This is a genomic window from Herbaspirillum sp. Her2 (genome assembly GCF_057961375.1).
Genome location: NZ_CM176331.1, coordinates 3645275 through 3669014 on the forward strand (window position 1 = coordinate 3645275; position 23740 = coordinate 3669014).

Annotated in this window: 19 protein-coding genes; 4 read left to right on the top strand and 15 right to left on the bottom strand. The window is 65.5% G+C overall.

The window, feature by feature from the left end; all coding sequences use genetic code 11:
* Nucleotides 1-5: 5 nt before the first annotated feature.
* From ACWHXP_RS16525 to ACWHXP_RS16555, 7 genes are all read right to left on the bottom strand, one after another.
* Nucleotides 6-740 carry an ABC transporter ATP-binding protein gene (locus ACWHXP_RS16525; protein ID WP_489635521.1) on the bottom strand — a complete coding sequence of 245 codons (735 nt, stop codon included), beginning with the start codon at nucleotides 738-740 and terminating at the stop codon, nucleotides 6-8.
* Nucleotides 737-1507: an ABC transporter ATP-binding protein gene (locus ACWHXP_RS16530; RefSeq protein ID WP_489624327.1), complete on the bottom strand. Its 771-nt coding sequence runs from the start codon at nucleotides 1505-1507 to the stop codon at nucleotides 737-739. The genes ACWHXP_RS16525 and ACWHXP_RS16530 overlap by 4 nt, the downstream gene beginning before the upstream one ends.
* Nucleotides 1504-3441, bottom strand: coding sequence for an ABC transporter permease (locus tag ACWHXP_RS16535; RefSeq protein ID WP_489635520.1), 1938 nt, complete (start codon nucleotides 3439-3441; stop codon nucleotides 1504-1506). The genes ACWHXP_RS16530 and ACWHXP_RS16535 overlap by 4 nt, the downstream gene beginning before the upstream one ends.
* Before the next feature lie 71 nt (nucleotides 3442-3512).
* Complete coding sequence (locus tag ACWHXP_RS16540) at nucleotides 3513-4700, bottom strand: ABC transporter substrate-binding protein (RefSeq protein ID WP_489635849.1); 1188 nt, start codon at nucleotides 4698-4700, stop codon at nucleotides 3513-3515.
* A 133-nt stretch (nucleotides 4701-4833) separates the two neighbouring features.
* Nucleotides 4834-5874, bottom strand: a complete 1041-nt coding sequence (locus tag ACWHXP_RS16545) for a porin (RefSeq protein ID WP_489635519.1) — start codon at nucleotides 5872-5874, stop codon at nucleotides 4834-4836.
* A gap of 141 nt (nucleotides 5875-6015) precedes the next feature.
* On the bottom strand, nucleotides 6016-7623 hold the full coding sequence (locus tag ACWHXP_RS16550; RefSeq protein ID WP_489635518.1) for a methyl-accepting chemotaxis protein: 1608 nt from the start codon (nucleotides 7621-7623) through the stop codon (nucleotides 6016-6018).
* A gap of 473 nt (nucleotides 7624-8096) precedes the next feature.
* A complete protein-coding gene (locus ACWHXP_RS16555) occupies nucleotides 8097-8711 on the bottom strand; it encodes a flavin reductase family protein (protein WP_489635517.1) in 615 nt (204 codons plus the stop codon).
* Between the two features lie 193 nt (nucleotides 8712-8904).
* Between ACWHXP_RS16555 and ACWHXP_RS16560 the strand changes: the two genes are divergently transcribed.
* The gene (locus ACWHXP_RS16560; protein WP_489635516.1) at nucleotides 8905-9345 is read left to right on the top strand and encodes a MarR family winged helix-turn-helix transcriptional regulator; all 441 of its coding nucleotides are present in this window, start codon (nucleotides 8905-8907) and stop codon (nucleotides 9343-9345) included.
* Between the two features lie 19 nt (nucleotides 9346-9364).
* Here ACWHXP_RS16560 and ACWHXP_RS16565 read toward each other — a convergent pair whose 3' ends face one another.
* From ACWHXP_RS16565 to ACWHXP_RS16585, 5 genes are read right to left on the bottom strand one after another with little or no spacing between them, the layout of a single operon-like run.
* Entirely contained in the window at nucleotides 9365-11656 is a 2292-nt protein-coding gene (locus tag ACWHXP_RS16565) for a xanthine dehydrogenase family protein molybdopterin-binding subunit (protein ID WP_489635515.1), read from the bottom strand.
* Nucleotides 11657-11715: 59 nt separating this feature from the next.
* Nucleotides 11716-12339, bottom strand: coding sequence for an isochorismatase family protein (locus ACWHXP_RS16570; protein ID WP_489635513.1), 624 nt, complete (start codon nucleotides 12337-12339; stop codon nucleotides 11716-11718).
* Nucleotides 12340-12383: 44 nt separating this feature from the next.
* Nucleotides 12384-13439, bottom strand: a complete 1056-nt coding sequence (locus ACWHXP_RS16575; protein WP_489635512.1) for a 2,5-dihydroxypyridine 5,6-dioxygenase NicX family protein — start codon at nucleotides 13437-13439, stop codon at nucleotides 12384-12386.
* A 41-nt stretch (nucleotides 13440-13480) separates the two neighbouring features.
* Nucleotides 13481-14305 carry an alpha/beta fold hydrolase gene (locus tag ACWHXP_RS16580; protein ID WP_489635511.1) on the bottom strand — a complete coding sequence of 275 codons (825 nt, stop codon included), beginning with the start codon at nucleotides 14303-14305 and terminating at the stop codon, nucleotides 13481-13483.
* Nucleotides 14306-14316: 11 nt separating this feature from the next.
* The gene (locus ACWHXP_RS16585) at nucleotides 14317-15072 is read right to left on the bottom strand and encodes a maleate cis-trans isomerase family protein (protein ID WP_077237730.1); all 756 of its coding nucleotides are present in this window, start codon (nucleotides 15070-15072) and stop codon (nucleotides 14317-14319) included.
* A gap of 404 nt (nucleotides 15073-15476) precedes the next feature.
* On the opposite strand from ACWHXP_RS16585, the gene ACWHXP_RS16590 reads away from it, so the two are divergent.
* Both ACWHXP_RS16590 and ACWHXP_RS16595 read left to right on the top strand, forming a co-directional pair.
* Entirely contained in the window at nucleotides 15477-15965 is a 489-nt protein-coding gene (locus ACWHXP_RS16590) for a (2Fe-2S)-binding protein (RefSeq protein WP_489635510.1), read from the top strand.
* Complete coding sequence (locus ACWHXP_RS16595) at nucleotides 15962-18898, top strand: c-type cytochrome (RefSeq protein WP_489635509.1); 2937 nt, start codon at nucleotides 15962-15964, stop codon at nucleotides 18896-18898. Before ACWHXP_RS16590 ends, ACWHXP_RS16595 begins: the two co-directional genes overlap by 4 nt.
* 57 nt (nucleotides 18899-18955) lie before the next feature.
* On the opposite strand, the gene phnN is transcribed toward ACWHXP_RS16595, so the two are convergent.
* The 3 genes from phnN to ACWHXP_RS16610 all read right to left on the bottom strand — a co-directional run bounded on the left by phnN (nucleotide 18956) and on the right by ACWHXP_RS16610 (nucleotide 22820).
* On the bottom strand, nucleotides 18956-20992 hold the full coding sequence (gene phnN / locus ACWHXP_RS16600; RefSeq protein WP_489635508.1) for a phosphonate metabolism protein/1,5-bisphosphokinase (PRPP-forming) PhnN: 2037 nt from the start codon (nucleotides 20990-20992) through the stop codon (nucleotides 18956-18958).
* Nucleotides 20989-21822, bottom strand: a complete 834-nt coding sequence (gene nadC, locus ACWHXP_RS16605; protein ID WP_489635507.1) for a carboxylating nicotinate-nucleotide diphosphorylase — start codon at nucleotides 21820-21822, stop codon at nucleotides 20989-20991. The genes phnN and nadC overlap by 4 nt, the downstream gene beginning before the upstream one ends.
* Before the next feature lie 176 nt (nucleotides 21823-21998).
* Entirely contained in the window at nucleotides 21999-22820 is an 822-nt protein-coding gene (locus ACWHXP_RS16610; protein ID WP_489635506.1) for an FRG domain-containing protein, read from the bottom strand.
* A 133-nt stretch (nucleotides 22821-22953) separates the two neighbouring features.
* On the opposite strand from ACWHXP_RS16610, the gene ACWHXP_RS16615 reads away from it, so the two are divergent.
* The gene (locus ACWHXP_RS16615) at nucleotides 22954-23535 is read left to right on the top strand and encodes a MarR family winged helix-turn-helix transcriptional regulator (RefSeq protein ID WP_489624314.1); all 582 of its coding nucleotides are present in this window, start codon (nucleotides 22954-22956) and stop codon (nucleotides 23533-23535) included.
* Nucleotides 23536-23740 lie beyond the last annotated feature (205 nt).

Below are 23740 nucleotides of genomic sequence, written 5' to 3' on the forward strand. Positions count from 1 at the left end.
CTCCCCTATACCGACAGATAGGCCCGTCGCACCTCTTCATCGGCCGCCAGTTGCGTCATGCTGCCCTGGTAACGGATATGACCGTTCTCCAGCACGTAGGCACGGTCGCTGACCAGCTCGGCGAAGTGCAGGTTCTGCTCCGACAACAGGATGGCCATGCCCTCGCGCTTGAGAGTCATGATCATGTTGGCCATCTGTTCGACGATGACCGGCGCCACCCCTTCCGAGGGCTCGTCCAGCAGCACCAGGTAGGGGTTGCCCATGAGCGTGCGCGAGACCGTCAGCATCTGCTGCTCGCCACCACTCATCTGGCCGCCCGGCCGGTCCGGCATTTCGCCCAGGTTGGGGAAGAGGTGGAACAGTTTTTCCGGCGTCCACTGGACCGCCCCTTCCCGCGCCGGCTGACGGCCCACCTCCAGGTTTTCCATCACCGACAGGTCGGAAAACACGCGCCGGTCTTCAGGCACGAAGCCCATCCCGTCGCGGGCGATCTCGTAGGGACGGGCGCGGCTGATGTCCTTGCCACGGAAACTGACTTCGCCCTCGGTCAGCTCCAGCAGGCCCATCACCGCCTTCATGGTGGTGGACTTGCCGGCGCCGTTGCGCCCCATCAGGGCGACCACTTCGCCGCGCCCCACTTCGAGGGCGACGTCGAACAGGATGTGGGCGCGCCCATAGAAGGCATTCAATCCGCTGACCTTGAGCAGAGGATCGGTCTTGGGGAGTACGGTAGCGCTCACGATGGGTTTCCTTCCTTCTCGAATGTCTTGCCGCTGCCGAAATAGACTTCCTGCACCTTGGGATGATTGCGGATGGTCTCACCATCACCCTCGGCGATCAGTTGCCCACGCGCCAGCACGATCATGCGGTCGGCAAAAGCAAACACCACGTCCATGCTGTGCTCGGTGAAGAGGACCGACATGTTCTTTTCCAGCACCAGGCGCTTGGTCAGGGCCATCAGTTCGTTGCGCTCCTTGGGCGCCATGCCGGCCGTTGGTTCGTCCATCAGCAACAGGCGCGGCCGGTTGGCCAGGGCGATGGCCAGCTCCACCCGCTTGACGTCGCCATAGGCCAGTACGCCGCAAGGGCGCTGCGCCTGGGCGGCCATGCCGACCTGCTCCAGCAGGGCCATGGCCTCATCGGCAAAGTAGGAGGCCGCCGGGCGCCACAGACCGAACAGCTTGCGCTGGCGCGACATCAGCGCCATCTGCACGTTTTCCAGCACGGTCATGGAACTGAAAGTGGCCGAAATCTGGAAGGTGCGCCCCACGCCGAGCCGCCAGATATCACGCGGTTTCATGCCGGCGATATCGTGACCGTCGAAGCGGATGCTGCCGGTCTCGGGCCGGTACTGGCCGTTGAGGATGTTGAAGCAGGTCGACTTGCCGGCGCCATTGGGCCCCAGCAGTGCCAGCAGCTGGCCCGGTGCCAGGTCGAAGGACACGCCATTGACGGCCTTGTTGCCGCCGAAGGATTTACTGATGTTGTCTACTGTCAGCAGGTTCATGCCGCCTCCTTGCCGATACCGGCTTTCAGTTCCGGGACCGCACCGCTCCCCTGGCGCGCCGGTCTGCCGACAAAGCGCTGGAAATAACCGGCGATGCCAGCCGGGAACAGCAGCACCAGCGCCAGGATCACCAGCCCGAGAATGGCACGCCAGTAATCGGTCTCGCGTGCGATCACATCCTGCAGCCAGGTGAAGACCGATGCACCCACCACCGGTCCCAGCAAGGTCTGCAGGCCGCCCAGCATGACCATCACCAGGCCATCGACCGAACGGCCTACGCTGATGGCCTCCGGCGAGATGCTGCCCTTGGAGAATGCGAACAACACCCCGGCCGCGCCACAGAATACGCCCGCCAGTGCAAAGGCCAGCCATTGCATGCGCTTGACGTCGATGCCGATGGCGTCCGAACGCAGCACCGAATCACGGGCGGCCCGCATCGCATAGCCGAAGGGTGCGAACAACACGCGGCGCAACAACAGCAGGCCGGCCACCGCGCAGGCCAGCGCCAGGTAGTAGTAGGCCAGCGGCGACGCCAGCCAGGCGGCCGGCCAGACACCGACCAGACCGTTGCTGCCACCGGTGACGTCATCCCATTGATAGATGATGGCCCAGACGATCTGCGCGAAGGCCAGGGTCAGCATGGCCAGGTACACGCCCGACAGGCGCACGCTGAACCAGCCGAACAGCAGCGCGCCCAGCCCGGCCACCAGCGGACCGGCCACCAGCGCCAGCTCCATCGGCCAGTGCAGCTTGACCACCAGCATCGCCGCCGCATAGGCACCCAGCCCGAAATAGGCCGCGTGACCAAAGGAATGCATGCCGCCCGGCCCCATGATGAAGTGCAGGCTGGCCGCAAACAGCACGGCGATGAAGATCTCCACCAGCAGCACCGTCAGGTAGGGGAAGCTGTGCGACAGCAAGGGCGCCGCCAGCAGCAGCGCCAGGGCCGCCCAGGCCAGCTTGCGTACGCCGGCGCCGGCCGGAGCCAGCGGTGCTTCCGGCTGGCCGGTACTGCGAGGGGCGGCCTGGGGCTTGCCCATCAGGCCCCAGGGACGGACCACCAGGATCACCGCCATGACCAGGAATTCCACCACCAGCGTCAGCTTGGACAGCGAAATCACCATCCCGAACACGGACACCTGGCCGATGGCCACGCACAAGGCCTTGATCTCGGCAATCAGCAGGGCCGCCAGGAAGGCGCCGGGGACCGACCCCATGCCGCCGACCACCACCACCACGAAGGCGTTGCCTATGGTCTCCAGGTCCAGCGCCAGGTTGGCGGGAATGCGCGGCCCCTGCAGGGCGCCACCCAGGCCGGCCAGGAAGCAGCCCAGCGCGAACACGCCGGTAAACAGCCAGGACTGGTTGATGCCCAGGGCGCCGACCATTTCGCGGTCCTGGGTGGCGGCGCGGATCAGTGTTCCCCAGCGGGTGCGGTTCAGGACCAGCCACAGCACGCCCAACACCAGCGGGCCGATGGCGATGAGCACCAGGTCATATTGCGGAATGCGCCGGCCCAGCAGCTGCACCGCGCCACCCAGGCCGGGCGCGCGCGGGCCGAACAGGTCTTCCGCCCCCCACAGGTAGAGCGCGGCATCCTTCAATACCAGTACCAGCGCAAAGGTGGCCAGCAGCTGGAACAGTTCCGGAGCGCGGTAGATGCGGCGCAGGATGAGGATTTCCACCAAGGCGCCCAGTACCGCTACGGCCATCGCCGAGAGCAGTACGGCACTCCAGAAACCGAGGCCGCTGGCGCCGATCAAGGACACCAGCGTGTACACCACATAAATGCCCACCATGTAGAACGAGCCGTGGGCGAAGTTGACGATGCGCGTGACACCGAAGATCAGCGACAGGCCCGCTGCCACCAGGAACATGGTGGAAGCATCGGCCAGCCCGTTGATCATCTGCACGATCAGGCTAGAGAGAGTCATGCTTTATCCCCTGTGACCGCAGTCCTGCGCAGCACGCTGCTGCCCAGGACTGCGGCAAGGCGTGGACCAGCTCAGTTGGCCGCACGCAGTTTCTTGACTTCGGCATCCGGCAATTGCACTGAAGCGCCATCGACGTAGCTGAAGTTGACCATGATGCCGCGACCATCCTTGAGCGCCGTGCGCCCCACGTGGGCACCGAGGGTGGACTGGTGGTCCTGGCTGCGATAGACGATCGGGCCGGAGGGAGTCGCGACCTTCAGGCCCGAGAAGGCGACCGCCAGCTTGTCGCTCTCGACCGAGCCGGCCGCCTTGATGCCGGTGGCGATTGACATCAGCGCCACGTAGCCGACCAGTGAACCGTTGCGCGGGTAGTCGCTGAATTTCTTGCGATAGGCATCGACGAATTTCTTGTGCTCTGGCGTATCGATGGCATACCAGGGGTAGCCGGTGACGATCCAGTTGACCGGTGCCTCATTCTTCAGCGGATCGAGATATTCCGGCTCGCCGGTCAGCAGCGACACCACTTCGCGTCCCTCGAACAGGCCACGGGTATTGCCCTCGCGCACGAACTTGCCGAGGTCGGCACCGAAGAGCGCGTTGAAGATCGCATCCGGCTTGGCATCGGCCAGCGCCTGCGTGACCGAACCGGCATCGATCTTGCCCAGGGGCGGTGCCTGTTCGGCGACGAATTCGATGTCCGGCTGGCGCTCCTGCATCAGCTTCTTGAAGGTGGCAATGGCGGACTGGCCATACTCGTAGTTGGGGTAGACCAGCGCCCAGCGCTTCTTCTTCAGCTTGGCCGCTTCGTTGACCAGCGAGGCCACCAGCATGTAGGTGGAGGGACGCAGGCGATAGGTGTACTGGTTGCCGTTCTGCCAGACGATCTTGTCGGTCAGCGGTTCAGCCGCCAGGAAGAAGATCTTGCGCTGCTTGGCATAGTCGGTCAATGCCAGGCCGGTGTTGGAGAGGAAGCCGCCGAACAGCAGCGATACCTGTTCGCGGGTCACCAGTTCCTCGGCCACCCGCACCGAGTCCCCCGGGTTGCCGTTGTCATCGCGGGAGATGACTTCCACCTTCTTGCCCAGCAGGCCGCCGGCGGCATTGATCTCTTCTTGGGCCAGTTCCCAGCCACGGCGGTACGGTTCGAGGAAGGCCGGTTGGGCCTTGTAGCTGTTGACCTCGCCAATCTTGATGGTGGATTGGGCCAGTGCGCCGGCAGCGCCCGCCAGGCCCAGTACGGCGACAACGAGATGCTTCAGATGCTTGAGATGCTTGAGATGCTTGAGATGGAGGGAGACGTTCACGATCTTTCCTTTCTGCACCCGCAGGTGCAAGCAACGGCAGGGGAAGGAAGGCGCGCCGGGTGGAGCCCGCACACCTTCCGGCAGCGCATCAGAACAGGTGACGGATACCGAACTGCATGCCGTTCACCGTGCCGCCACTGGCTGGCACGTTCTTGGTGATCGGCGCCGCACCGGCCAGCGAGAAGGTGGCACCGTTGCTGTTGGTCAGGTGGGCATAGGTGGTATAGAGCATGGTGCGTTTGGACAGGTCATAAGTAGCGATCAGGCTGATCTGGCGGGCATCGCGGCCGGCGCCGGTGCTGTCCTTGGCCCAGCCGTAGCCGGCCCCGATGGTGGCCTGCGCGCTCAGGCGATAGTTGGCCGAGATCGAGTACGCACCGTAGTAGCTGCCGCGCACATTGGTGGTGGCGGCCGCACCGAGGTTGTTGCCGCGGTAGTAGCCCAGGAAGATCTTGCCGTTGCCGTAGTCATAGGCACCACCGGCGAAGGTGGAGCGGATGGCGATGTTGTCGTTGGCGCTGTTCTGGGTGGAATGGCTCAGGCCCAGGTAGAACGGTCCGCTTTCGTACTCGCCCGCCAGCATGGTGGTAGCCAGGCCGTTCCTGGGCGTGGTCTGCTCGCCCAGGCCATAGTAGGCCTGCAGCTTGAAGCCGCGCATCACCGGCGAGATATAGCCGATCACGTTGTCATAGCGCGGCGTGTAGGCCGAGACGTTGTTCAGGAAGGAGGCATAGGTCGCACCGGCAAAGGCATCCAGGCGTGCGATCATCAGGAAGCCCGGCGAGTTCTGCCGACCCAGGCGCAACTCACCCAGGTGATTGGCCAGACCGACCCACGACTGGCGGTTGAACAGGCGGGTGCTGTCGTGCATGCCACCGGTATCGGAGGCGAAGCCGTTCTCCATCTGGAAGTTGGCACGCAGGCCGCCGCCCAGGTCTTCGGTCCCCTTGAAACCCAGGCGGCTGGCCTGGTAGCCGCCACTGTCCAGCGACACCACCGAGCCGCGCCCGGTCGCGTTGGTGTAGCCCAGGTAGGTATCGACCACACCATAGATGGTGACGTTGGATTGCGCCATCGCACCGCTCGCGCAGAACAGGCTGCCGGCCGCGAGTATCCATGCCTTTTTCATGTTGTTTTCCCTTTGTTGAAGTGTTGGAGGTGTTGCTGGTAATGCCGTGACTGCAGGTGCTGCTTTCCTGCCTGGCCCGGTAATCCGGGCTTCTGTTGGAATGCGTCGATGCCAGCGGCGCCGCTGGCGAAATTGCGGCTGCTATTGCCGGGTGCGGAACATCGCCACCGACTGGTCCAGCCGCCGACTCTGTTCGGCCAAAGCGACAGCCGCCGCCGCGGCCTGCTCCACCATGGCGGCGTTCTGGCGTACGGCGTCGTCGATCTGGGCGATGACATGGTTGATGTGGGTGATTTCGCCACCCTGCTGACGTGAGGCGTCGCTGATCTCGCCCACGGTCACCACCACCTCGCGCGCCAGTCCGACGATCTGTTCCAGGCTGCCGCCGGCGGCATCGGCCAGGCGCACGCCATTGGCCACGTCGCGACCGGAGCGTTCCAGCAACTGGCTGATCTGGCGTACTGCATCGCTGCTGCGCTGGGCCAGGCTGCGTACCTCGCTGGCCACCACCGCAAAACCGCGCCCGTGCGTGCCGGCGCGGGCCGCTTCCACGGCAGCATTGAGGGCCAGGATGTTGGTCTGGAAGGCGATGCCCTCGATCACGGAAGAAATCTCCGAGATGCCGGTGGCGCTGCGCGAAATCTCGTCCATGCTGGCGATCACCTTGCGTACCAGTTCGCTGCCCTCTTCGGCGGCGGCGACCGAGGCGTTGGCCAGGCCATGGGCCTGTTGCGCGCTGCCGGCATTGCGCTGCACGGCGTTGTCCAGCTCGGCGATGCGATTGGCGGTCTGCTCGACGGCGGCAGCGGTTTCTTCGGTGCGCGCCGCCAAGTCCATGTTGGCGTCGGATATCTCGGTCGCAGCACCGCCGACTGTGCTCACACCCTCGCGCAGATCGCGTACCAGGCTGGCCAGGCTCTTTTGCATTACATCCATGCTGGCCGCCAGGCGCGCCACCTCGTCATCGCTACTCCCTTGCGCGCTGGCGGCCTCGGTCAAATCGCCCGCACCGATGCTGCGGGCGTGCCGGAGCATGCCCTCCACCGGCCGGCTCACACGTCGCGCCGCCAATGCCAGCACGAGCGCCTGCCACAGCGACAGGCCGAGCACGAGCGGAACGAACCACCCCAGCGGCGCAGCCGCACTCGCCAACCAGACCAGTGCGGCCAGCAACAGCAAGATATTGAGTCCTTGTGCGAAACGCATGCGCCAGGCCAGCGTGGGTGCCAACGTGATGCGCAGCAAGCGCCCCACGCCACGCAGCATCAGGCGACCTTCGCGCAACTCCCAGTGGCGCGCACCACCGCCGCGACGAGCTTGCACGAAGGCCCGCATGCGACCGACCTCTTGCTCGGAGGCGCGGGTGCGCACGGTGGTATGGCCCACATGTACGCCGTCGACCAGGGTCCGGGTGATGGTGGCCTTGGCCCAGAAACAACGGCCATCCCTGGCGCGATGACGCATCACACCGGTCCAGGCACCCCGTGCCTTGACGGTGCGCCAGAGATCGGCGCCGACCTCGGCCGGCGTATCGGGGGCATACATCATGCTGGCCGGCTGACCCAGCAATTCGTCGACGTCATATCCACTGCGTGCCACGAAGGCGGCATTGACATAGACCATGCGTCCCTCGATATCGGTGCGCGTGATCAGGTATTCATCCTCGGCCAGCGCGAGATCGGCGCGCGCCGGGCTGGCATCAATGACGGCCGTCAGTCCGGCACCCTGTGCGACTGGTAGCGACAACATCTCCCTCTCCTGTATGCCGGCGTGCGGCTTCGTTAGCTGTTCCTGCGGGTATTGGCGAGACGTGGGGAAGCAGCTGTGAAAGCCGCATCACACGCTTCTTTTTATGACGCATACACTATAAATATTCAGTGTTAGCAAAATACAGGCCAGCCTTGACCCATCTCAAACCGAGCACGTAATCATCAGGTTAATATAAGGATATATGCGGCATACACGCGGGTTTCCTGCTTGTCTCCACGGCGACGCCAAAACCGCCTTTACGTTTCTTATTTATAATGTGTACACCATATTAATGCGAAACCGGAAAACTGCACAAGCAGAGTGCGTTGTGCACCACGACATCGCGTCGACGGCATCACAGATGGCCACACGGGATATGGAAGAAGCGCGGTCGGCAGACCGGCGAAGCAGGAGGGCGATTCCGCCAGCAGCAGGTGCAGCCGTGGCCGCACCGCCCTGGTCGAAGGAAGGGATCAGCGTGGGCGCGGCAAGGTGAAGTTAGATTCGGTACGGCTACGGCCGTACCATTCGCCGCCCATGCGGAAGAGCAGATCGACCTGGCCAGGATCCAGCTTGCCATCGACATCCAGCAACTGGTCATCCACGTGCGCAGCCAGCACCTGGCCGAAGATCAGGTGGCAGGATGGCTCATGGCGCGGGTAGGGCTCCATCATTGCCAGCTTGCACTCGAAGCTGGCCACCGCACCCTCGACGCGGGGCGGCTGCACCAGCTGGCTGGGCGCAGCCTGCAGGCCGCAGGCCTCGAATTCGCTGACGCCGGCCTCGAAGGGAAAGGAGGTCGCATTCAAGGCCAGGGCCTGCGCCGGTGCGGCCAGGTTGACCACGAACTCGCCGCTGGCGCTGATGTTGTTGACGGTGTCCTTGAGCTTGCCACCCCGCTGCAGCAGCGGGCAGATCAGCAGGGTCGGCGGCTTGCCGGTGATCATCTGGAAAAAGCTGAACGGCGCCAGGTTGGCCCGCCCCTGCCCGTCCAGCGTGGAAACCCAGGCGATAGGACGAGGCACGATCAGCGCCGACATCCACTCATAAGCTTCGACGGGCTTGAGCCCTGCGAAATCGATCAACATTGTTCAACCCTCTCCGATGACAAGTACGACAACTTTCAAATCGGCGCCACGCAAGCGCGCCAAGACATCCGCAGCAGGCAAGGCCACAGCGACGCTTGCCTGTACAGCCGGCAGGCAGGACATTAGAATCAGCAGCTGCCCCTTGCTCGCCGCCGGCGAACAAGGCACGCCAAACCACCCATCCCTTGCGCCAATGACCAAGAAGCCCGCCACCGCCGACTATCATTTCTCCGACCAGATCGGGCATCTGCTGCGCCGCGCCTACCAGCGCCACGCGGCCATTTTCCAGCAACATATCCCGGATTCGCAACTGACGGCCGCGCAGTTCGTGACGCTGTGCGCAATCCGCGACCTGCAGACCTGCTCACTGTCGGACATCGTCAAAGTGACCGCCATCGACCAGGCTACCATCCGTGGCATCGTCGAACGCCTGAAGGCGCGCGACCTGATCAAGCTGTCCCATGACGAGGCCGACCGCCGCAAGGTACTGGTGTCGCTGAGCAAGAACGCTACCGCGCTGGTGGCCGATACGGTGCCCTTCGCCGCCCAGATCACCGAGGCCACCTACGGCAATCTCAATCCGGCAGAACGGGTGGCATTGGTATTCCTGCTGCGCAAGATGATCGACGAATAAGGCCGAGCCGCCGAATCATTCACACCGCCGGCAAGGGCTCGCCCAGTGCCGCCAGGATGCATTCCGCATTGAAGGGCGGCTGGCGGAAGCGGCGCCCGGTGGCATCGAAGAGCGCATTGGACAGCGCCGCCGCGCTCGGCACCGACGCCGATTCGCCTGCCCCCATGGGGGGCTGGTCCTGGCGCTGCATCAGCACGATCTCGATGGGCGGCACTTCCGTGAAATGCAGGATGGGATAGGCGCCCCACTCCAGGCTGATGGTCCCTTGCGGACCGAAACTGACACGCTCCTTCAACACCCGGCTCAGCGATTGCAGGATGTTGCCATGCATTTGGTGGCGCACGCCATCAGGATTGACCATCATGCCGGTATCCTGCCCCACCACCAATGAAGTCACCTTCAGCGCGCCATCGGCGGGATCGACTTCGATATCGATGACCCATGCCGACCAGGCTGCGCCAAACCCGGGGAACTTGCTGTGGACATAGCGCGCATAGGCGATGCCTCGCCCGCGCAGCTTGCCGTCGGCGCCCGGCGTGCCACGCGAACCGCTGGCACCGGACACCCAGCCGGCCTTCTCCGCCACGGCCTGCAGCAGCGCGCTGGCGCGCTCGTCGGGCAGGTGCGCCAGGCGATAGGCCAGGCGATCCTGGCCTGCCAGCTCGGCCAGTTCATCGATGAAGACTTCATGGGCAAAGGAGTTCGGCATGGCCGAGACTCCGCGCAACCAGCCGGCTCGCACGATGGGCGCAACGTCGTCGCAATCGATCTGCAGGTGCGGGTAGGCATATGGTGGCACGGCGGTGCGATCGCCCATCTCCAGCACGCGGGGTTCGGGAGCGATCTTGCCGGTCAGCAGCAGCGCCAGCACCGGCGCATCGTTGGACGGATAACGGGTCTGGAAGCCATAGGCCGAGAGCCGGCCCGCTTCATCGATGGCACCGCGCACCTGCATCAGTTGCGCCGCCCCTTTGGGTTCCCAGGCATGCTCCTGCTCGCGGGTCAGTTGCACCCGCACCGGGCGTCCCACGGCACGTGACAGCAGGGCCGCATCGGCCACCACGTCATCGGCACAGTTGCGGCCATAGCATCCGGCGGCCTCCAGCCGGATCACTTCTATCTTTCCTTCGTCGAGCGCGCACAGGCGAGAGAGGTCGATACGCATGACATGCGGATTCTGCGTGCCGGACCAGACCGTCAGGCCCTCCTCGCGATAATCGGCGACCGCGCAGGAGGGGCCGATGGAGGCATGCATCTGGTAAGGCCAGACATAGGTGCGCTCGATGCGCCGGGCTGCGCTGCTCATGGCGGTATCCAGATCGCCTTGGCGCACCAGTTCGCGGCGTTTGGCGGGCAGCTCGCGCAGGCGGGTTTCCAGGTCGTCCATGGAGGGCAGCGGCGGGATGTCCTTCCAGCGCAGCTTCAGTTCATGCATGGCGCGCTGTGCCTGCTCCTCGCGCTCGGCCACCACGCCGACGAAATCACCCTGCACCACCACCGCGACCAGCCCGGGGATGTGGGCCACGGAATCCTGGTCCACCGACAGCAGGCTGTTGCCGATGAAGTCACCGCCGTCGCGTCCCGGGTGCGGCGGGCGCACCACGCGCCCATGCAGCATGCCCGGCACGCGCACGTCGTGCACATAGACCGGCTCGGCACGTACCTTGGCAGGAATATCGACACGCTGCGAACTGCGGCCCACCAGGGTGTACTGGCTGGCCGGCTTCAACGGGACGTCGCCAGGGTCGAGAGTCAGGACGATCTTCTGCCCGGCCAACAGGGTGAAATAACTGGTACTACGCTCGGGCTGGTCGATATCGGTGATGCGCCCCGCCTCGATGCGCAGGCGTGCGGGAGGAACATCCCACTGCGCGGCCGCCATGGCCAGCAGGTGCTCACGCGCCTGGGCTGCAGCCTTGCGCAGCGGCACGGCGGAAATCTGGATGGTGGCACTGGCAATGGTTGGACCCTGGTTGGGGGCTTCCTCGGTGTGACCGAGGATCATGGTCACGCAGTCCATGTCCACACTCAGTTCCTCAGCCACGATCTGGGCCAGCGAGGTGCGGATACCGGTGCCAAGATCGACGTGACCGTTGAAGGCCAGCACCCGACCCTCAGCCAGCAGGGCCACGAACACGTCCGGTAGCGGCTGCACATAGGACGAAGCCGCGCCGGGCTGGCCGGGCGCGGGCTTGGCACCGGGTTGCGGGGCGCGGGTCACCAGCAGCGTGTCGCCGCGCTCCAGCAATTGACGACGCGCCTCGCGGGGGGTCTGGCCGGATGGTTGGCCGGGTAGATTCGTTGCTTGCATCTCAAACCATGGTGCACATCAGATTCATCACGACCCGGACCGTTACCGCCGTCCGGGCATCAAGGCTGGGCGACCACCTTCAGCGCCTCGTCCAGCGGCATCACGGCCGCGTACTTCTGCGCCATGTCGAACAGGTTGGCCTCATGCGGCCCGATGGCGCGGTCACCCACGCAGTCGGACACCACCAGCGGGCGGAAACCCCAGGACATGGCATCGACCACGCTGGCGCGCACGCAGCCACTGGTCACGGCACCGGCCACCAGCAAGGTCTGCACGCCGTGCTGGGTCAGCCACGGTGCCAGCGAGGTACCGAAGAAGGCCGAGGGCACGGTCTTGCGCACCACCAGCTCACCAGCGGCCGGGGTCAGTTCCGGCACGATGGCGCTGCCCGGCAGGTCTTCCTTCAGGGTGACCATGCCCGGCACTTTCATGCCGAAGATGTTGCGATCGGCATCATCGTCGGCGAACACGATGCGGCTGTGCGCCACCGGCCAGCCATGCTGGCGCGCATGGGCCAGCAGGCTGCGCGTGCGTTCGATGGCCGGGCCGATGTTGCCGCCGCCGAACTGGGCCGGGTCGGCAAAGCTGTTGACGAAATCGACGATCAGCAGACCGAAGGGCGGCTTCATTTCCAGCGTGTGGCCAAAGCCCTGGCGCTGATAGGTTTCCACTTCCTTGTGCATCGTATCTTCCTTTTGAAGAGGCTGCCGGGCGCACCCGGCTGGCCTCATTGCGAATTGCCGTAGATGAAGCCGTCCAGCAACTTGCCGTCCTTGACCACCGCCGTACCGTCCACCGCCACCGTGCAGCGGCGCAGGGGGATGTCGATATGGCAGGCGGTGGTGCGGCTGCCACCGGCTTCGTTGTTGGGGCCGAAAGAGAACAGGAAATTGCCCTCGTAGGCGCGGGCATCCATGCCGATGGTGGCTTCGCGGTCATACATGGCCAGCGTGGACCATTGCGCGCGCGGCTGCAGGCCCCAGCCGATGTGCGACATGGCATAGGCCTCCGGGTCCTTGAAGGAGGCCATGTAGTCGCTCAGCAGCTCGGCATCCAGGCCACCCTCGATGCCGGTGACAAAACCATCCTTGACGGTGACCACGATGGCTTCCTGGGCATAGCATTTCATGGGCAGCAGGATATCGCCGCGATCGATGACCAGGGTGCCATTGGTCTGGCGCTCATTGGGCCAGGTCAGCACGAAACCGCTGGGCCAGTGGTCCCAGCGTCCTGGCTGATCGACGAAGCCGTATTCCTGGATCACCGGGAACTCGCCCAGCGGGCAGCGCAGGTCCGTCCCCGCATCGGAGGTGATGTGCATCTCGCGCTTGCCCTCCAGCAGTTGCGCCGCCTGCGACACGCGGCGCCGGTCGTCTTCGCTGGGAACCATGCGCACCAGCACCTCGGGCGGCTCCACGGCCAGCAGGATCTTGGTGCCGGTGGAGAGGATTTCGTGCTGCTCGGGCGAGAACAGCAGGGTCATCAGGTCCAGCACCAGGTCGCTCTCCTTGAGGGCAGCGATGGCGGCGCGGTTGCCGGTCAAGGGCGTGGTGCCGAGATAGGCCAGGGAGTCACGGCTCAGGGCCTTCTCGGCATTGACCGGGGGCAGGTCCAGCCGGTTGACGGTGGCGCCCATGAGCGCGGCGGCGGTCATGGCGGTGGACAGGGTCTGCGGATGGGTGCTGCTGCTGGTGAGCACGGTGACGATTTGTCCCGGCTCCAGCTTGGACAGGGTCAGCACCTCTTTCCAGGCACTGATCAGGTCATGGTCGCTGACGGCCATGGTGTTCTCCTTTGCAATCGGTCTTGGGATGAATGCGGCCCTTACAGCGGCGCGCCGAGGAAGTCGCCAAAGGCGGCGTAGAAGCCGGCCTCGTTGTCCCACGGGATCATGTGGCCGGCGTCCTCCACCCGGCTCACCACCAACTGCGGCAGGAGGCCCTGGAGTTCCTGCACGTCCTCGGGCAGGATGACGTCGCCGCGCGAGGCCTGCATCAACATTACCGGCAGCTTCAAGGCCGGCAGGTCGGCATGGAAATCATCGGTATGGAAACCCTCGAAGCTGGCGATCACGGCCCGCTCGTCGCAGGTGTGCAGCCACTCGGCACGCAGTTGCAGTTGCTGTTCGGTCCAGGTCGGGCAGAAGGCGCGCATCTGCTCGGCCGAGCAACCCTCGCGCGCCAGGCGCATGGAATCCACGTACCAGGGCAGCTTGGAGGGATAGGTGCGGCGACCAGGGCCGGAGACCGGCGGATCGACCATCACCAGCCGCGTCAGGCCGCGTGGCTGCTGGCTCGCAGCGCGGGCGCCGATGCGTCCGCCCATGGAGTGCCCGACCACCGAATAGCGCTCCAGTCCGAGCGCTTCGGCCAAGGCGATGACGTCGGCCGCCTGCGCATCGAGGCTATAGTCCAGCGTCTCCGAGGCCGAAGACAGGCCACGGCCGCGCACGTCCAGCACATAGGTATCGAACTGCTGGCCGAAACGTTCGCCGACGAAGGCCCAGGTCACTGCCGGGCTGGTGATGCCAGGGACGATGATGACGGCGTCGCGGCCGGCACGTGCGCCGTCCTTGCCACCGAAGCGCAGGTAATGCTGGCGGATGCCGTTGGCCAGGATATTGGCGCCGTAGAGGAAGCTGCTCTGCATGGCGGCCCCTCTCAGTAGGCGCCGGAGAGCAGCGCGCCGGCGCCCGGGACGATGCGGTCCAGCTCCAGGCGTTTGAGCATGGCGTAAGTAGTAGCCACGGCGGCGGTGATGACAGGCTTGCCGGTCATCGCCTCGACCTGCGCGATCACCGGAAGCGAGGGCATCTGCACGCAGGCCGACAGCACGATGGCGTCGGCCTGGCTGGTATCCATCTGGGCCACGATGGCCGGCAGCTTGGCCGGGTCATGACGGGCTACATCGAGGTTGTCGGGGATTTCCAGGGCACGGTAGTCCAGCACTTCATAACCTTCGTGGCGGATGTAGTCCACCACCAGCTCGGTGAGCGGCTTCATGTAGGGCGCGACCACCACGATCTTCTTGGCACCAATGACCTTGAGCGCATCGATGAGCGCGCCGGCACTGGTGACCACCGGAGCATCGGCGCCGTTGGCGGCGGTGTGGGCAGTCAGGCGTTGCTCGGACTGGCGGTGATAACCACGGCCCATGGCCATGATGGCCACCAGGCAGGCATAGCCCAGCACATCGACACGGGCATCGGACAGCTCGACGGCGCAGCGGTCGGATTCACCATCCATGGCAGCCAGCTCTTCCTTGACCACCTTCTTCATGCGCATGCGGCTGGAGTGGAAGGTGAAGCGCTCGGGGCGGATCGCCTGGCGTGCCGTCAGCATGGCCGGGATCTCGGTCTCCATGGTGGTGTTGGAACTGGGGACGATCTGCCCGATACGGTAAAGACGCTGCTGCATGTAAGGTTCTCCTTGATCTGCCATGGTCATGCGAAGTTCGCAAATTTGTAATGCATACACTATATTTAATCATTTCCACGATCTTTGCAACCGGGATTTTCCGTCGCACCAGTCGCGCCAGACAAATCCCCTTTTATGTGCGATGCAGCACCAAATACGGGAGTTTTAGACGTCCGACCGCACCAGTTCGAGACCGCGCAATGCAACATGGAAATTCGTGATTTACTTGGCATTATTGAGTGTGTACACTATTTTTCAGCAAGGCCGGGCAAGGCTGCCGGATGGCCTGTCCGCAGGCGGGCATACTGGCCGAGGCAAGCGCATTGGCATGAAGGATGCTTGATGTGCTGACGATAGAGATCCATGGCAATGCCTTCGCAGGGCAGGCCGCGACACCAGAGACCATGCACAAGCAAGAACCCATCATCTTCCACGTCAACGGCCATACGGCCACGCTGGACATTGCCGCCGACGCGCCGCTGCTGAACGTATTGCGCAACGACCTTTGCCTGAACGGCCCCAAATTCGGCTGCGGCCTGGGCGAGTGCGGTGCCTGCACCGTGCTGGTCGATGGCGTGGCAGCCCGCTCCTGCGTGATCCCGCTGGCTGGCGTGGCCGGACGCAATGTGACCACGCTGGACGGCCTGGCCCTGGAGGGCCGGCTGGACCCGGTACAGCAGGCCTTCATCGATGAGCAGGGCGCACAATGCGGCTACTGCATGAACGGCATGATCATGACCATCAAGGCCCTGCTGCTGCGCTCGCCCAACCCGACCGAAGACGAGATCCGCAGCGAACTGGACTTCAACCTCTGCCGCTGCGGCACCCATGTGGAGATCATGCGCGCGGCCCTGCGCGCGGTCGAATTGCAGCGCCAGGGGATGGCGCAATGAGTGCGCCCCTGCCCCAGCAGATGGCTGCTCCCCTGACCACCGGCGCGGCGTCCCTGCGTCATGCCCGCCTGGCCCTGCCGCCGCGACTGGACTGGCAACAGTCCCTCTATACCGGTGCCCGCCTGCAAGGCCTCGACAGCGAAGCCGCGCTGCGCTGCCCGGGCGCGCCACAGGTGATACAGCGCCGGCATCTGGTGGCTGTCGTCGCCGACAGCGATGAACTGGCCCACCAGGCACGCAGCCAGTTGCGCCTGCGCTGGAGCGAGGCAGCGCCGCAGGGCAGCACCCCACGCGTGCGCGCCGCGCAGACACTGCATGCGCGGGGCCAGGATTCCAGCGGCCTGCACGACATCACCTTGGACGCCCACTACCAGTGGCGCGATGCGCAATCCGCATCCCCTGCCCCGCCCGCTTTCCCCGCCACCGGCATCGTCGCCATGGCCACCCCGATGGGCGCAAGCCTGCGACTGGACCTGCCCTTCGGCAATCCCGCACTGATCGCCATGGAAGTGGCGGCCCTGCTGTCCCTGCCCTTAGCCCAGGTGGAGGTGCGCAGCCACCGCCCGCCGGCCTGCATGCAGGAGCTCAGCGCCGCCAGCGACGTGGCCGGCGTGGTCGCGCTACTGTCCCTGCAATGCGGGCAGGCAGTTTCGCTGGTGCTGGAGCCGACCACCTTTGCCGGCAGCCCGACCTCGCTGCAGCTGCATGGTGAACTGGACCAGGATGGCCGACTCGGCAGCTACCACATGCATATCGAGCAGGACGCCCCATCGCCGCCACTGGCCTGGTTGCTGACGGAAACCGCCTATGCGCTGGAGGATGCCACCGACCCGCGCGACGGCGTTGCCCTGGCCTCGCCCTATGACTGGCAGGCGCAGGAAATCATCGGGCCGCAAGGTGCCGCAATCCCGTTGGCAGCGAGCACCTTCGCGCAGGAAATCTTTTTCGATGAACTGGCCCAGCGCATCGGCGAGGACGCGGTGCAATACCGTCTGCGGCATCTGTCCGATGCGCATGGCGCGGCGCTGGTGCGCTCGGTTGCCGAGGGGGCGGGCTGGGACGGCCCGGCGCGGCAGGTGCAGGGCAACGTCCTGCGCGGACGTGGCTTTGCCTATGCCAGCACGCTGGAACAGGAACAGGGCCAGCCGGTGCAGAGCTGGTCGGCCTGGGTGGCCGATGTGGAATACGACCGCGCCTCGGGCGAACTGAGCGTGACCCGGGTCACCGCCGGCCACGACCAGCGCGCGGGGACGACAGCGGCCGCCGCACCTGCCGCTGACGATCAACTCGACCAGAAACAACGCGCCCTGCTGGGCGAACAGGCCAGACTGGCGATGGCGCAGACGCTGGCACCGGACCAGGGCTTCGATGCCTGGTCGCGCGAACTGCGCCCCCTGCCGGGCCAGGCCAGTGCCGGCCTGCCCCAGGTCGACCTCATCGATGGCGGCAACGCGCCGGCGCTACGCGACATCCAGCTCAAGGCGGGCGGCGCCTTCACGCTGCCGGCGGCGGCGGCGATTTCCAATGCCATCCATGCCGCCACCGGCGTACGTCTGCGCGAGGCGCCGTTTTCGGGTGAGCAGATCAGGCTGGCACTGGAACATCAAGAGGGTTCGGGCCAGCGGCCGGGCGGCTGGCGCCGCCTGCGCAAATACGGCTGGCTGGGGGGTGCTGCGGCGGCACTGGGCGCCACGCTGACCCTGGCAATGCCCTGGCGCGCCGAGATCGCACCGGTGGCGCGGCCTGCGGCCGACCTGTATTCAGCCGCCACCATCGAACGCGGGCGCCGGGTGGCGCTGGCTGGCGATTGCGCGGTCTGCCACACGGCCCCGGGCGGGGTCGCCAATGCCGGCGGCCATGCCCTGCAGACGCCGTTCGGCACCGTCTTCAGCACCAACATCACGCCCGACGAAAAGACCGGCATCGGCAACTGGTCCTATGCCGCCTTCGAACGCGCCATGCGCGAAGGCATCCATCGGGACGGACGACATCTCTACCCGGCCTTCCCCTACACCGCCTTCGCCAAGATCAGCGAAGCCGACATGCAATCGCTGTACGCCTACCTGATGGCCCAGCCGGCGGTCTCCAGCACGCCGCCGGAAAACGATCTGCGCTTCCCCTTCAACATGCGTCCGCTGCTGGCCTGCTGGAATCTGCTGTTCCACAAGAATGAAGTGTTCCAGCCCGACCCCGACCGCTCGGCCCTGTGGAATCGCGGCGCCTATCTGGTGGAGGGGGCCGGTCACTGCACCGCCTGCCATTCACCGCGCAATGCCCTGGGCGCGGAACAGGGCGGACGCCAGTACCTGGGCGGCGGCACGGGCGATGGCTGGGAAGCCCCGGCATTGACGGCGCTGTCGAAGTCGCCCACGCCCTGGACCGAGGATGAACTGTTCAGCTATCTGCGCAGCGGCTTCTCGGACCGTCACGGCATTGCCGCCGGACCGATGGCGCCGGTGGTGGCCGAACTGGCGCAACTGCCGGCCGGCGACGTGCGCGCCATCGCGCATTACCTGGCCTCGTTCCAGACCGTGACCGCCAACGCCACGGTACCGGCCCCGATCGCCACGACCAGCCTCAGCGAGAGTCAGAAGCTGTCGCAGGCCAATGGCAAGCGGCTGTTCCAGGGTGCCTGCGCGGCCTGTCACATCGAAGGAGCGGGACCGACACTGTTTGGCGTGCGGCCCTCGTTGCGGGTCAACACCAACCTGCACAGCGACACCCCGGACAATCTGATCCACGTCATCCTGCAAGGCATCCGCGAACCGGCCAATCCGGCGCTGGGCTACATGCCGGGCTTTGCCAACAGCTTCAGCGATGCCCAGGTGGGTGATCTGCTGGCCTATCTGCGCAGCGAGTTCGCCACCGGCAAGCCGGCCTGGGAAGGCGTACCGGAGAGCATCGCCCGCTCACGCGCACAAGCCGGACATTGAGCGTGACATTGCAGCGGCGCCCCGCGTACGGGCGCCGCTGCCATTTCCGTCCAGCCTTCAGTGGCCGACCAACACCACCGGACTGGCCAGAGCCTGCAGTTCGGCACCGACCAGCTCCAGGTGCGCAGCGCTGGCGGCATGCACCCGCAACAGCGCCTGCCCGGACTGCACCCGCTCACCCACCCGGCACAGCAAGTCCAGTCCCGCCCCCGGATGCGCCGGAGCGCCGGCGGTACGCGCCAGTCCCGCGATGGCCCAGCCATCGACCTGGCCGATCACGCCGGCCTGGCTGGCATGCCAGGTCAAGACCTCGGCGCAGGGCGCGGCTTCCACCTGGGGTGGTCCCTGGGCGGCGATGATGCGCGCCAGCGCGGCCTGGGCCGCACCGCTGTCCAGCAGTTCGGTGGCCTTTTGCAAGGCGACGTCGACCTCCCCCAGACGCGGATCGAAGGACAACAGATGCGCCGCGAACAGCAGTGCCTTGGCACGCAAATCCTGCGGCGCCTGCGGATCGCCCGCCAGGACCTGGCGGATATCGCGCACTTCCAGCGCCGGACCGATGCCGCGCCCGATGGGCTGGCTGCCATCGGTGGCCAGCGCCCGCACTTGCATGCCCAGCCCCAGCCCTACCTGTTCGAACAGCAGGCACAACTGCTGCGCCTGTTCCAGCGTCTGCTGCTTGGCATAGGGACCGTACGGCACATCCACCACCAGATGGGTGACGCCGGCGATCGCCTTCTTGGACAGGATCGAGGCCACCGACCAGTGCGCAGTCTCCAACCCGTAGGGCCGGATGATGCGGTTCATCACTTCATCAATGATGGAATGGCTGATACGGCCATTCCAGGCGATGCAGGCCCGCGCCTGGCGCACGCAGCGGCGCATGGCCTCGCCATCCAGGTCGACATTGGCCAGCAAGGCCATGGTGTCGGCCGTGCCGGCGGCCGAGGTGATGGCGCGCGAGGACGCCTTGGGCATGGCCAGCCCCCAGGCCGCCACGATCGGTACCACGATGGGCGTGATGCGGCTGCCGGGGACACCGCCCAGGGAGTGCTTGTCGACCACCATGGGCTCGTCCCAGCTGATGAGCCGGACCATGCGGCTTCGCGCCTGGGCCAGCGCCAGGATTTCTTCGGCATCCAGGCCACGGGTGATCGAGACCAGCAAGGTGGTCAGCTCGGTGGTGCTGTAGCGACCATCGACGGCATCCTGCAGGATGGCCTGGTACTGATGCGCCGGCAGACGTTCGCCGCGTAGCTTGCGGCTCCACAAGGGACGGCTGGCTGGGGCCAGCAGGCGCAAGGCCTGTACCGTCTGAGCCGATCCAAGGCGCTGACGCAAGCCGGCGGGGAGCGCCAGCCAGGGGCTAGCGTCTTGGCCGCCGTCTGGCCAATGATGGATGCGCACGTCGACCATGGCACCGGCCGCAGCGCGTAGGCGCAGGCGAGTGCCGGCCGCCCAGTGGCGCGGATGGGCATAGGCCACCGCCTCCTCCCCGGTCTCCGCCGGCGCAGCGCGCACCACGCAATGTTGCAAGGGGGCGCGCAATACCGTCAGTAGGCGGGCAATACCGGTGGCGGTATCACTGTCGTTGGCCACCGCCTGGCGCAGGATGCCGGGCGGCGCGGGGTCGACCTGGCGCTGCAGGCGCGCCAGGATCTGCGCATGATCCTCACGCCCGCGCAAGGCAATGCGCTGCGCCAGCACCTCGGGCGGGGCCGAGATTTCCACCACCACCAGGCTGGGCAGGCGCTGCGCCAGCGCTTCCACGGTGGCGCGCGAGCCATTGGCCACGACGTGGCGACCCGCTGCCAGCTCGGCCAGCAACTGACCCGGCAGGCCATAGGACAGGCCGTGCGCCTGCCAGGTCAGCAGGAACTCCCCGGCCGCCGCTCGGGCGGCGAAGCCGGCTTCGGTCTCGGCGTCATGGTCTTCACCGGGGGCGCCGGCCGGTCGGGTGATCACGCGGCGGGCAAAGACATAGGGCGCATCGGCCAGCGCCTCGCGGGCGCCGCTGATCAGGGTGTCCTTGCCGGCCCCGCTGGGGCCGACCACCAGGAAGAAGGTGCCGGGCGCCGTGCTGGCCGGGCTCATGCTTCGTCCAGGCCGATGTCCACGGCCGGCGCCGATTGCGTGATCTTGCTGGTGGAAATGTAATCCACCCCGGTCTCGGCCACCGGGCGGATGGTGGTCAGGCGGATGCCGCCGGAGGCCTCGACCTTGACGCGACCATCGACGATGCCGACCGCTTCGCGCATGTCGGGCAGGGACATGTTGTCCAGCATGATCACGTCCACCCCGGCGGCCAGCGCCTCGCGCACCTGTTCCACGCGGTCGCACTCCACTTCCAGCTTGGTCAGTACCGGCAGCTTGCGACGCACCCGGGCCACCGCTTCCTTGATGCTGCCGCAAACGGCGATGTGGTTGTCCTTGATCATGACGCCGTTGTCCAGCGCCAGACGGTGGTTCAGGCCGCCGCCGCAGAGCACGGCGTGCTTCTCCAGCATGCGCAGGCCGGGGGTGGTCTTGCGGCTGTCGATGAGCTGCGCCCGGGTACCGGCAATCTCGGCCACGTAGCGGGCGGTTTCGTTGGCGATACCCGACAGGCGCTGCACCAGGTTCAGTGCGGTGCGCTCGGCAGTCAGGACGCTGCGCGCATTGCCCTTGACAGTCAGCAGGATGGCACCGGCCTCGACCCGGCTGCCGTCGGCGTGATGCACCTGCACTGCCAGCGTTGCGTCGTATTTGCGGAAGACCCGGGCGGCCACCTCGATGCCAGAGACGATCAGGGATTCACGGGCATTCATGACGAAATGGCCCTGCTCGTCCGGCTCGATCATGGTCTGGGCGGTCAGGTCGCAGGCGCCGATGTCTTCGGAGAGCCACAGGTCGATCAGTTTTTCGATGGCGTAATGGTCGTACATGGTGAATCCTTTCGTTGGCGTGGTGAGGGGCTGGCTGGCCCCGAAATGAAGAAAACTGGAATGGCGACTAAAATTAAGTTAGATATCGAACAATTTGGGAGCGGACTTCGATGCGGCGGATGTGATGCAGGGTGTTCAGGACTCCTGGAAAAAGGGACGCGGTGGCGACGTGGGGTTCAGATCTTGCCCAGTCTGGACTGGTAATCGACGATCAGTTGCTCCCACACCACCTCCAGCTCGTAGTCGATGGAACGGGCCAGGCCATCCAGGCCGGGGAAGAGCGTGGCGGCGGTGATGTTCATCCGGTACAGCGCCCGCAGCGCCGGCTCGCGCAGCGCCGCCGGCAGGATGAACTTGCGGATCAGCGGTTCGCTGGCCTCGTAGCCGGCCAGCAGGCGCTCCAGCGGCGCCTCCAGCGTACCCGGCACGACTAGGATGCCAGACTGCGCCACCAGGCGCGCATCCATCTGGTTGGGTTCACCGAACCACACCAGCGGCAAGGCGTTGCCGGCGAAATAACGCTGGTAGCTGTCGGGCTTGCGCAGGTCGATGGCTTCGCGATTGAGCGTCGGATCGAAGCGCGGCGCCGCCTTCCACAAGGCCGGGGTATTGAGGGCATAGACGGCGGCGTCGCCATGCAGTTGCTGCATGGCAAAGAAGGCCGCCACGAAGGGTGACTTGGTGAAATCGATCAGCCGCGTCGGCGCGCCATGGTGTTGCATCAATGCCAGACAGCGCAGGTCATCGTCCAGTACCGCCGCGTCATGCAGGAAGACATGGGCCTTGCGCCGGAACACCCGGATCGCCCGCTCCTCGCGCAGGGGCCACAGCGAGGGATCGGGGCAATAGCGTGCCAGGTGACGGGTCAGCGAACTGACCAGCGGCCAGCGATGATCGGCCTGGCCACGGAATACCCAGCCCTCCAGCTGGTCGCTGGCGGTAGCGAACTCATCCCAGCTGGACAGTACGACCTGATCGATGGCAGTGGCGAGAAACATGGTGACCCCGAAAATATTCTTCGATATCTACGATTATGCAAGATGTAGGCCAGCCTGTCACAGTGGTTTACGCTGACCCCTGAGCGGACTGCAAATGGGTATGATTGCGTAATCTTAGATTCCTGATGAAATGATGAAAGCCACACGATCCAGGCCACTGGCCGCCGCCACGGTCGAAAAAAATGAACCGGATGAATTGGAACAGGCGCTACAGGCCTTGGCCGCCGAACGCGTCGCCCACTTGGTCAAGGATGCGGCTCGTGCCTTCATCCGCAGCCTGCAGATCCGCTTGGCGCCCCATGGGGTCAGCTACGGCCACTGGACCATCCTGCGCGTGCTGTGGGAACACGACGGCCTGTCCCAGCGCGACCTGGCCGAGCGGGCCGGCGTGAGCGAAGCCACCACCGCCACCGCCCTCAAGTCGCTGGAAGCCATCGGCTACGTGGAGCGCACCCATCTCCCGGGCGACAAGAAGAAGGTCCACGTCTTCCTCAGCAAGCAGGGCCGCGCCCTGAAGAAGAAGCTGGTGCCGCTGGCCGAGGACGTCAATGACCTGAGCCTGGAGGGTATCAGCGAGGAAGAGCTGGAGACTACCCGCAAGGTGCTCATCGCCATGGCCCTGAACCTGGCGCGGGACGAGCGCCAGGCGGTGGAAGCCGGCAAGCGCATGCCCTCCACCCAAGAGGTCGGACGCCTGGCTTCCGGGCTGGGCTGAACCTCCTCGACACTGCCCCATCCCTGTGCAGACGCACCAGCAAGTGACGGGCGGGCAGCATAATTGCACCATCGGAGAAAGCGCGGCCGCCTGCCTCGCATGCATCTCCTTTTTCACACGTACTAAGATATCTAACTATATTTTTCAGACTGCAGAAGGATTTTTCGACGATTTTTTGATCGATATCTAAGCTTGGCACGTCGTT

What these genes read in the sequence shown, in the direction of transcription:
- ACWHXP_RS16555 (WP_489635517.1), bottom strand. Translation starts at nt 8,711, where the DNA reads ATGTTGATCGATTTCGCAGGGCTCAAGCCCGTCGAAGCTTATGAGTGG.
- ACWHXP_RS16575 (WP_489635512.1), bottom strand. Translation starts at nt 13,439, where the DNA reads ATGGCCGTCAGCGACCATGACCTGATCAGTGCCTGGAAAGAGGTGCTG.
- ACWHXP_RS16550 (WP_489635518.1), bottom strand. Translation starts at nt 7,623, where the DNA reads ATGTTGTCGCTACCAGTCGCACAGGGTGCCGGACTGACGGCCGTCATT.
- ACWHXP_RS16590 (WP_489635510.1), top strand. Translation starts at nt 15,477, where the DNA reads ATGCACAAGCAAGAACCCATCATCTTCCACGTCAACGGCCATACGGCC.
- ACWHXP_RS16570 (WP_489635513.1), bottom strand. Translation starts at nt 12,339, where the DNA reads ATGCACAAGGAAGTGGAAACCTATCAGCGCCAGGGCTTTGGCCACACG.
- ACWHXP_RS16535 (WP_489635520.1), bottom strand. Translation starts at nt 3,441, where the DNA reads ATGACTCTCTCTAGCCTGATCGTGCAGATGATCAACGGGCTGGCCGAT.
- ACWHXP_RS16565 (WP_489635515.1), bottom strand. Translation starts at nt 11,656, where the DNA reads ATGCAAGCAACGAATCTACCCGGCCAACCATCCGGCCAGACCCCCCGC.
- ACWHXP_RS16530 (WP_489624327.1), bottom strand. Translation starts at nt 1,507, where the DNA reads ATGAACCTGCTGACAGTAGACAACATCAGTAAATCCTTCGGCGGCAAC.
- ACWHXP_RS16560 (WP_489635516.1), top strand. Translation starts at nt 8,905, where the DNA reads ATGACCAAGAAGCCCGCCACCGCCGACTATCATTTCTCCGACCAGATC.
- ACWHXP_RS16595 (WP_489635509.1), top strand. Translation starts at nt 15,962, where the DNA reads ATGAGTGCGCCCCTGCCCCAGCAGATGGCTGCTCCCCTGACCACCGGC.
- ACWHXP_RS16545 (WP_489635519.1), bottom strand. Translation starts at nt 5,874, where the DNA reads ATGAAAAAGGCATGGATACTCGCGGCCGGCAGCCTGTTCTGCGCGAGC.
- phnN (WP_489635508.1), bottom strand. Translation starts at nt 20,992, where the DNA reads ATGAGCCCGGCCAGCACGGCGCCCGGCACCTTCTTCCTGGTGGTCGGC.
- ACWHXP_RS16585 (WP_077237730.1), bottom strand. Translation starts at nt 15,072, where the DNA reads ATGCAGCAGCGTCTTTACCGTATCGGGCAGATCGTCCCCAGTTCCAAC.
- nadC (WP_489635507.1), bottom strand. Translation starts at nt 21,822, where the DNA reads ATGTACGACCATTACGCCATCGAAAAACTGATCGACCTGTGGCTCTCC.
- ACWHXP_RS16580 (WP_489635511.1), bottom strand. Translation starts at nt 14,305, where the DNA reads ATGCAGAGCAGCTTCCTCTACGGCGCCAATATCCTGGCCAACGGCATC.
- ACWHXP_RS16610 (WP_489635506.1), bottom strand. Translation starts at nt 22,820, where the DNA reads ATGTTTCTCGCCACTGCCATCGATCAGGTCGTACTGTCCAGCTGGGAT.
- ACWHXP_RS16615 (WP_489624314.1), top strand. Translation starts at nt 22,954, where the DNA reads ATGAAAGCCACACGATCCAGGCCACTGGCCGCCGCCACGGTCGAAAAA.